8 protein-coding genes and 1 tRNA gene are annotated in these 8,945 nt (G+C 32.2%); 7 read left to right on the top strand and 2 right to left on the bottom strand.

All coding sequences use genetic code 11. The features are described from left to right. The first annotated feature begins 58 nt into the window (after positions 1-58). The gene (locus HA146_RS04995; RefSeq protein ID WP_245157436.1) at positions 59-1,705 is read left to right on the top strand and encodes an ABC transporter ATP-binding protein; all 1,647 of its coding nucleotides are present in this window, start codon (positions 59-61) and stop codon (positions 1,703-1,705) included. Between the two features lie 30 nt (positions 1,706-1,735). Further along, a complete protein-coding gene (locus tag HA146_RS05000) occupies positions 1,736-1,954 on the top strand; it encodes a DUF6447 family protein (protein ID WP_209108444.1) in 219 nt (72 codons plus the stop codon). 2 nt (positions 1,955-1,956) lie between these two features. On the opposite strand, the gene carB is transcribed toward HA146_RS05000, so the two are convergent. Next, complete coding sequence (carB, locus tag HA146_RS05005) at positions 1,957-5,253, bottom strand: carbamoyl-phosphate synthase large subunit (RefSeq protein WP_209108445.1); 3,297 nt, start codon at positions 5,251-5,253, stop codon at positions 1,957-1,959. A gap of 108 nt (positions 5,254-5,361) precedes the next feature. Here carB and HA146_RS05010 point away from each other — a divergent pair, with 108 nt between their 5' ends. The 5 genes from HA146_RS05010 (at position 5,362) to HA146_RS05030 (ending at position 7,927) form a co-directional block, all read left to right on the top strand. Further along, positions 5,362-6,000 carry a DUF3318 domain-containing protein gene (locus HA146_RS05010; protein ID WP_209108446.1) on the top strand — a complete coding sequence of 213 codons (639 nt, stop codon included), beginning with the start codon at positions 5,362-5,364 and terminating at the stop codon, positions 5,998-6,000. Next, positions 5,990-6,334, top strand: a complete 345-nt coding sequence (rsfS, locus tag HA146_RS05015) for a ribosome silencing factor (RefSeq protein WP_209108447.1) — start codon at positions 5,990-5,992, stop codon at positions 6,332-6,334. The genes HA146_RS05010 and rsfS overlap by 11 nt, the downstream gene beginning before the upstream one ends. Before the next feature lie 10 nt (positions 6,335-6,344). After that, complete coding sequence (locus tag HA146_RS05020) at positions 6,345-6,839, top strand: CGLD27 family protein (protein WP_209108448.1); 495 nt, start codon at positions 6,345-6,347, stop codon at positions 6,837-6,839. Beyond that, positions 6,840-7,805, top strand: coding sequence for an asparaginase (locus HA146_RS05025; RefSeq protein WP_209108449.1), 966 nt, complete (start codon positions 6,840-6,842; stop codon positions 7,803-7,805). It abuts the gene before it with no gap. 45 nt (positions 7,806-7,850) lie between these two features. Continuing rightward, positions 7,851-7,927: transfer RNA gene (locus HA146_RS05030), tRNA-Met, on the top strand. Between the two features lie 791 nt (positions 7,928-8,718). Here the strand turns inward: HA146_RS05030 and HA146_RS05035 are convergent. Next, on the bottom strand, positions 8,719-8,907 hold the full coding sequence (locus HA146_RS05035) for a virion host shutoff-like protein (protein WP_209108450.1): 189 nt from the start codon (positions 8,905-8,907) through the stop codon (positions 8,719-8,721). Positions 8,908-8,945 lie beyond the last annotated feature (38 nt).

Consider the following 8,945-nt stretch of genomic DNA (forward strand, 5'->3'; position numbering starts at 1 on the left):
GCGATTAATACCTCCAGTCAGACCATATTCAAATAGGTTTATAAAGGGTTTTATATGCATGGTTATTTATGTAGCTTGTTGGCCTTTGCTAGCTTATTTGGCTGGCAACTTAATACCCGCAATTGGATCTGGTGATCTTTCCAAAGTTTCTAGCATAATAGTTAAGTCTTTATTAGTATTTTTAATTCAAAAAACTGCACAATTTGGACAGGATGTTTTTATAGCAAAACCATCATTAGAAATTAGTGAAGTAATGAGAGGAAATTTATTTAGCAAAATTCAAAAAATTGAGATGAATTCTGTTGAAAAAATTTCAGCCGGAGATATTACTTATAGACTTACAGAAGATGTAGATAGAGTAAGCGAAGTTATTTATAAAACAGCTCAAGATACTATTCCGTGTACGTTACAATTATTAGCGGTAATAATATACATGTTTTATTTAGATTGGTCACTCACATTATCAACTTTTTTATTAGCACCATTGATTATTTTTTCAGTTAATAGTTTTGGAAGAAAAGTTCTATTAGCATCTGAAAGTAGTCAAGAATCAACTAGTAACTTAGCAAGTTTAATAGGTGAATCTATAAATGGAATGTCGACAATAAGATCTTTTGCTGCCGAAAATTGGATTGAGAATAGATTTTATAAAAGATTAAGTGATAATAAAAAAGCAAAATATAAAACATTGAAATTACTTGCATTTCAGCATCCAGTTGTAGGATTTGTAGAAGCTTTTGGAATATTAGCAATATTAGGTTTAGGAGCCGCAAGAATCAACCTAGGCCTTCTAACTAGTGAAGAATTTAGTAGTTTTTTTGCTGCAATATTAATGCTTATTGATCCAATAAGCCATGTTAGTACAAATTTTAATGACTATAAACAGACGGAAGCATCGATAAAAAGATTGAAAAAGATAAATCTAGAACCTATTGAAGATGATAAAGATAATTTGAAAAGGATATCCAATATTGAAGGCAAAATATCTTTTAAAAAAGTTAATTTTGGATATGAAAAAGATAATCAAGTTCTTAAAGATATCGATTTAGAAATTAACAAAGGGGAAGTTACAGCCTTAGTTGGAGCTTCAGGAGCCGGCAAAAGTACAATGATGGCCTTAATATTAAAATTCATAAGGCCAAATAATGGAGACATTTTTATTGATGATAAAAATCTAAGATTATTAAATACAAAAGATATAAGAAAAAACATTGCACTAGTACAACAACAGCCTTTTTTGTTTTCTGGAAAAATTATTGATGTAATAAGAATGGGAAGGAGTTACACAAAAGAAGCAATTATAGAATCAGCGAAACTATCAAATGCTCACAACTTCATTCAAGATCTTCCTGATAAATATGAAACTAAGATAACGGAAAGAAGTTCAAATTTCTCAGGAGGTCAGATCCAGAGGATTGCAATTGCAAGAGCAATACTAGGAAACCCATCTATTCTTCTCTTAGACGAGGCCACAAGTGCATTAGATGCAGAATCAGAAGCAGAAGTTCAAGAAGGGCTTAATAGAGCCATGAAGAATAGAACTGTTATTGTAATTGCTCATAGATTAGCCACTACTCAAGAAGCAGATAAAATAGTTGTTTTCGATAAAGGTAAAATTATTGAGGTTGGTAAACATATTGATTTACTTAATAATGAAGGGATTTATAAAGAATTATGTGAAAAACAGTTAATTAAGAAATTATAATTATATTTTATTTATTAAAAAGTAAAATTCATGAGTGAAGACACAAATGATTCTGGGAACCCAGTATTAACCTTTGAAGGGAAAAAGTATTTGATAAATGAACTTTCTAAGGATATAAAAGAATCTATAAAAGGATTACAAATAGCGGAAACACAACTTAAGATGCATGAGGATACATTGAAATTACTTTCAATTAGTCGAAATTCTTTAGCAAATCAATTAAGAGAAAAACTAAAAAATTTAGATTGAGTTTAATAATTATGGATTTCTTGTAGAGAGTAAGTATCAATTTTATTACTTCGAAGGGCTTTGATGGCTTTAATAGCGGCTTTGGCTCCAGGAATGGTTGTAAAAGTTGGAATATTATATTCTAAAGCAGCACGTCTTAAATATGCGTCGTCATGAAGAGCCTGAGAGCCAATTGGTGTATTAATTATTAATTGAACAAGTCCCGAACGAATTAAGTCCTCTATATTTGGTCTACCTTCATGAACTTTTAGCACTTCTTCAACTTGAAGGCCTAAATCAATCAAATATGAAGCTGTACCTTTTGTTGCAATTAATTTAAATCCTAAAGTCAACAATTCCTTTGCAATTTGAACAAGATACTTTTTATCTAAATCATTAGTAGACAAAAAAGCTACTCCCTCAGTGGGAACACCATTTCCTGCTGCCAATTCTGACTTAGCATAAGCAATTCCAAAATCTTTAGCTAAACCCATAACTTCTCCAGTAGATCTCATTTCAGGACCAAGTAGTGTATCGGATCCTGGAAATCGTTTAAAAGGCAAGACGGCTTCTTTTACTGCCTGATATTTTGGAGAAAATTCTTTAGTAAAATTAACATCTTCTAATGTAAAGCCTTGCATTAACTGGGTAGCTATTTTTGCAACTGGTTTACCTATGGCCTTTGAAACAAATGGGACAGTTCTGGAAGCTCTTGGATTTGCCTCAAGAATAAATAATTTATTTTCATCATTATTTAAATTTGTCATTGCGAATTGCAAATTAATTAAACCAACAACATTTAGTCTTTTTGCAATTAATTTAGTCCAGTTCTTTACAGTCTCTAGAGTGGAAGTTGAAAGAGAAATGGTTGGTAAACAACAAGCTGAATCTCCAGAATGAATTCCTGCAGGTTCTACATGTTCCATTAAACCAGCAATTACAACTGAACCTTCTGAATCACATAAAGCATCAACATCTATCTCAATAGCATTATTCAAATATTGATCAAGAAGTATTGGATGATCAGGCGAAACTTTAACTGCTTCAGAGATGTATCGCGACAATTCGTTCTGATCTTTAACAATTTCCATAGCCCTGCCTCCTAAAACATAAGAGGGTCTTACAACTAAAGGGAATCCAATATTTTGTGCAACAGATTGTGCTTCATTTTGATTACGAGCTATGCCGTTTAAAGGTTGTCTAATACTTAATTCCTTAAGTATTTTTGTAAATTCCTCTCTATCTTCAGCTAAATCGATTGAGATTGGAGAAGTACCAAGAATTCTTGATCCAGTTTTTAGCCCATCATTAGATTTAAGCCATTCAAGTAAAGGTAATGATAATTTCAGTGGAGTTTGACCTCCAAATTGAACAATCAGACCATATGGATTTTCCGCTTCTATTATATTGAGCACATCCTCTAGAGTTACAGGCTCAAAATATAAAATATCGCTAGTATCATAATCTGTTGATACAGTTTCAGGATTACTATTAACCATTATTGTTTCATAACCATTTGTAGAAGCTTGATATGATGCATGGCAACAACAGTAATCAAATTCTATTCCTTGACCAATTCTGTTTGGCCCCCCCCCTAAAATCATAATTTTTTTAGATTTTTCATTTTTTGAAATCTCGCTATCAAAAGTTTGAGAATTTAATTCAATAAAAGACTCTTCGTAAGTTGAATAATGATAGGGAGTTGAAGATGAAAACTCAGCTGAACAAGTATCAACAGTTTTATAAATAGGTATTATGTTCAAATCTTTTCTATATCTTCTTACTTCAAAAAACTCAGAATTAGTTAACTTTGCTATCTGTTGATCTGAGAACCCAAGTTGTTTAGTATGTAGCATCAAATCTCTATCTAAATCATAAAGTTCTTTTTCTTTCAAAAATTTATTTTCGAAATTAAAGATATTGCGTAATTTCTCGATAAACCATAAATCTATATTCGTAACTTCTTGAATATAAGAATTAGTTTTTCCTAACTTCATAGCTTGTTTAATTATGAGAATCCTTTCAGATGTTGGGTTTCTCAAACTATTCTTTAAGTCATTCTCATTCCTAGATTCTTCGAGTGAATCAGATTCCCAACCACAAATCCCGACTTCTAGGGACCTTAAAGCTTTCTGAAATGATTCTTCAAAAGATCGACCGATTGCCATTGACTCACCAACGGATTTCATGGCTGTGCTTAATGTATTTGAAGAGCCTTTAAACTTTTCAAAAGCAAACCTAGGTATTTTGGTGACAACGTAATCAATTGAAGGCTCAAAACATGCAGGTGTTTTTTTCGTTATGTCATTAATTATCTCATCAAGTGTATAGCCAACAGATAATAAAGCTGCAATCTTGGCTATTGGGAATCCAGTTGCTTTACTTGCCAAGGCTGAGGATCTACTCACACGAGGATTCATTTCTATAACAATTACTTCGCCATTGGTTGGATTTATAGCAAATTGAATATTACTCCCCCCAGTTTCAACTCCCACCTCTCTAATAATTTTCAATGACAAGTCTCTCAATCTCTGATACTCCTTATCTGTTAAGGTCTGTGCGGGAGCTACAGTTATCGAATCTCCAGTATGAACACCCATTGGATCTAAATTTTCAATACTGCATACTATTACAACGTTATCAGCAGTATCTCTCATCACCTCTAATTCAAACTCCTTCCATCCAATAAGGGATTTCTCAATCAATATTTGATTAGTTGGACTTTCCTCTAAGCCTGTTTTACACAATTCAACAAATTCTTCAAGATTATAAGCAATTCCACCTCCTACACCACCTAAAGTAAATGCAGGCCTAATTATCAGAGGATAAGAATTAATTTTTTTTGATACCTCTTTAGCTTCAGCCAGATTAGAGGCTATTCCAGATGGACATACATTTACATTTATTTTTTCCATCGATTCTTTAAACAATTTCCTATCTTCAGCTTTATTAATAGCTCTTAAATCAGCGCCTATTAATTCAACATTATTTTTTATTAAAAAATCTGATTCTGATAATTTAACAGCAAGATTCAAGGCAGTTTGACCTCCCATGGTGGGAAGAATTGCATCAGGTTTTTCTTTTAAAATTATCTGAGAAACGATTTCGGGGGTCAATGGTTCAATATATGTTTTGCTTGCAATTTCAGGATCAGTCATTATCGATGCAGGATTTGAATTTATCAAGATAATTTCATAACCAGCTTTTCTTAAAGCTTTACAAGCTTGAGTGCCAGAGTAATCAAATTCGCAAGCTTGTCCTATAACAATCGGTCCTGAACCTAGAATAAGAATTTTTTTAAGATCACCTCTTTGAGGCATAATTTAAAACCTTCATTTTTTTTATGCTACTGATAAATCATCAGATGTTAATCAAGTTACTTGAAAAGCAACATTTGTTTCTATAGTATTAATAGAAATAAATTTTTTATGAGCGAACTTCAACGACTTAAAAGTTTGTTGCCTCCAGAAAATGAAAGTTGGGTTTTTATTGAAGCTGCTGCTGCTATAGACCCTCCTTTAATAACACTTGAGGAAATTGGTCGTGACGAAGTTGAAATCCAAATAGATTTAGATGAATGGGATAACTTTGCAATTGACCACAGAAATTTATTATTTTGGCACGAAGTAGGGAAAATTCAAAATGACACAATTCCCCGAGATGGTTGGGAAATGGCTGCTCTTGCCATAGGACTTGGAGGGGCAATAGGCGAGTTGTGGGTACAAGATGGGCTACTTTTATTACTTGCTCTTGGTTTAACAAGTTTTGCAGGTTATAGATTATATATAAAAAATAATTCTGAAAAAAAAATTCAAGATGCTATTTTTGCAGATGAAAGAGCTATAGATCTCGCTTGTAGATTTGGATACAGTATCCCAAACGCTTATAAAAGTCTTGGAGGAGCATTAAAGGAGTTAATTGAGAAAACTCGAAAAAAGAAAAAAAGAAGCTTTTTTGAGGATAGATTAGATGCCTTAAGAAAAAGTGCAGAAAAAGCTAGATCAGAATTGTCTCAGCAAGAAGGTTCAGAAAAATCAGTCTCAAGTGAAAATGTATATGGACAATAAAAATTTGGTTTTGATGGCAGCTAAAGCTTGTGAAGAAAAAAAGGCTAAAGACATAAAACTTATAAAAATTGACAATGTATCTTTCATTAGTGAATGGATATTGATTGCGGAAGGATTATCAGATGTACAAGTTAGATCTATAACTAACTCTGTAGAAGGAGAACTGAGAGAAAAGGCTAGAATTGAACCAATAAGAAAAGAAGGGGTTAATGAGGCGAAATGGGCTTTACTTGATTATGGTGATTTAATTGTAAATATTTTTCAACCAGAAATAAGAAAATTTTATGACCTTGAATCATTCTGGAGTAATGGAGATAATATTACATTTCCATAATTATTAATTTATGAACGAATCTAAATGTCCTGTACCTCGAGAGCAACAACCCACAAATGAATTCATTGAATTGTCTAAATCAAACATTTTTTCATGGCCAAAATCAAAAAAATCACTAATTCTTGTCTTGATTAAATTCTGGGTATTTGCTTTTATTATATTTCTTGTTATTTCTACTGGAAGTATATATTTCAAAACATCCCTTTTAAAATATATTCTATTAAGTTTTTTTAGTAGCTTATCAATCCCTCTCTTGATTTCTATCAGGTTATATATTGGTTGGAATCATGTATTTAGGAGATTAACATCTGAAAGAGTTGAGTACGAAGAATCCGGATGGTATGACGGTCAAGTATGGATAAAACCATTATTTTTAAAAGAAAAAGAATCACTTATAGCCTCAATTGAGGTAAAGCCTATTTTGAGAAATTTAATTCAGATTTTTTCTATTATCTCAGTCTTAGCTTTGTCTGGAATTTTACTTTTTCAATATAACAATTTCTAAATGAGTTCAAATTTCAAAAACCTTTACACCTCGAATAACCCTCCTTTACAAGCAATCTTAATGAGAGGTACAAACATTGAGTCAGTACATAAGATTCATGCTGTTATTAGCGATAAGAAAGGGAGGGTTTTAATGTGCGCAGGAAATCCAGAATATAAAAGTTTTATAAGGTCAGCGCTAAAACCTTTTCAGGCAATACCTTTTGTAAGTAGTGGAGCTGCATCAAAAATAAATAATGATTCAAAATCAATTGCATTAGCATGCGGTTCACATGCCGGTACAAAAATTCATTCAAGGGAAGCCTTCAAAATTCTATGGGAATACGACATCGACATTAATAACCTTAAATGTCCAAGATATAAGGAAAGTCCATTAGAACATAATTGTTCAGGTAAACATGCAGCTTTTCTAGCTACATGCAAAAAAATGAATTGGCCATTAGAAAGTTACTTAAAGGGGGATCATCCACTTCAAATCGAAATATTCAGAATTATTTCTGAATTTCTTGAAATACCGATATCTAACGTAAAAGCAGAACGTGATGATTGTGGCGCCCCAACTCTTTATTTAAAACTAATAGAAATGTCCAAGTTGTATTCACTTCTAAGCAGTTCAGAAAATGCTGAATTAGAACAAATAAGTAGAGCTATGACAACTAACCCAATAATGATAAGTGACAACAATAAATTTGATACAGAAATAATTAAGGCTTCTCATGGACAAGTTATAGGTAAAGGAGGAGCAGAGGGAATACAGTGCCTATGTAAGGTAAATGAAGGGATAGGATTGGCTTTAAAAGTAGAGGATGGTTCAAAAAGAGCTAAACATGCTGTTAGTCTTCACTTACTAAAACAGTTAGAGTGGATATCTGACTTAAGAATTCAAGACATTGAAGAAAAGGTGTTTAATTTTTCTGAGGGAGTGCGAATTGAAGTTAAAGGTCAATTAAAATTCCAAGAATCCTAAAGAAATAGAAAAAATAACCCTTTCAGATGTATGCTATGTATATGACGCGGGGTAGAGCAGTCTGGTAGCTCGTCGGGCTCATAACCCGAAGGTCGGAAGTTCAAATCTCCCCCCCGCCACCATTTAGGAACCCGCCATGAGCGGGTTTTTTAGTAAATTCAGTAGGTATTAATTAATTACATAAAAAAGAGATTGACTCCATCCTCAAGGAATCAATCTCATTCACTTATAAATTGCTATTAATTTTTTTAATGGGCTGGCTGCTTAAACCAATTTTATAAAATTCTCTGGTGGACAATCAATCATTTCTAATCCCTCCTATTCATTATCTAAAAAATACTACAGATGTTTATATATGTATATGCGTAGTTATGCCGATTTATTTTTTCTAAATGAAGGAACTGGCGTCTTCCAAAGTTTTTTAAGTTGAGCAATATAAAAAATCAATTTGATTCTCTTATTATATGGATTTGTTTTTACATAGTTAAAGCCATAAGTTAGGTGATCAATCATTTTAAAGCTTGATAATCCCCATAACCCAGTCTTTAAAAAAAACATTAGAACTACAGATTGTTTTTATAAGTAATAAAATTAACTATTTATGGTGTTGATTGTTTCTGTTTAATTTGTCATCATAGGAATCCCCATCACTCAGGCTCGCAAGAGTCTTTTTTTTGTCTAAAAATAATTGGCTTTTGTAATTGGATAGACAAGAATATCTCATTAAAAATAACTAACAAAGTGTCTAGATCTACTTCCTTATTTAAATCTTTTAAGAGATAACAATAATAATTAGTCTTTGTTCTGTGATTCCACTCTCGATATTTCTAGTAGTCCTAGGTCTGTATGTTGCGATTAGTAAAAAGATTTATGCCTTATTTCTAAGAAAACATTGGATAAACAATAGAAATAACTAATCGTCGTATACCAAGCACCGTGGGTTGGATGGATTTAATTCACATTCCTTATCCCAGTAATCAGCTAAGTCCGATGAAATCCCTTTCTCATGAATTAGTTCCTTGAGAGTTGAATATTCTTTTCTATTATCTAGATCTTTTTTATTTTTATCTTGAATTGCGAATGGTGATCTTTTAAAATTCATAATTAATTACCTCAAAATTTTTGTTGGATTCTGGTTAC

Origin of the sequence: Prochlorococcus marinus CUG1416, assembly GCF_017695965.1 — a bacterium.
Classification (GTDB): Bacteria; Cyanobacteriota; Cyanobacteriia; order PCC-6307; family Cyanobiaceae; genus Prochlorococcus_A.

Excerpts from the sequence above, each read along its gene's own strand:
- rsfS (WP_209108447.1), top strand. The coding sequence starts at position 5,990 with ATGGACAATAAAAATTTGGTTTTGATGGCAGCTAAAGCTTGTGAAGAA.
- HA146_RS05010 (WP_209108446.1), top strand. The coding sequence starts at position 5,362 with ATGAGCGAACTTCAACGACTTAAAAGTTTGTTGCCTCCAGAAAATGAA.
- HA146_RS05025 (WP_209108449.1), top strand. The coding sequence starts at position 6,840 with ATGAGTTCAAATTTCAAAAACCTTTACACCTCGAATAACCCTCCTTTA.
- HA146_RS04995 (WP_245157436.1), top strand. The coding sequence starts at position 59 with ATGGTTATTTATGTAGCTTGTTGGCCTTTGCTAGCTTATTTGGCTGGC.
- carB (WP_209108445.1), bottom strand. The coding sequence starts at position 5,253 with ATGCCTCAAAGAGGTGATCTTAAAAAAATTCTTATTCTAGGTTCAGGA.
- HA146_RS05000 (WP_209108444.1), top strand. The coding sequence starts at position 1,736 with ATGAGTGAAGACACAAATGATTCTGGGAACCCAGTATTAACCTTTGAA.
- HA146_RS05020 (WP_209108448.1), top strand. The coding sequence starts at position 6,345 with ATGAACGAATCTAAATGTCCTGTACCTCGAGAGCAACAACCCACAAAT.
- HA146_RS05035 (WP_209108450.1), bottom strand. The coding sequence starts at position 8,907 with ATGAATTTTAAAAGATCACCATTCGCAATTCAAGATAAAAATAAAAAA.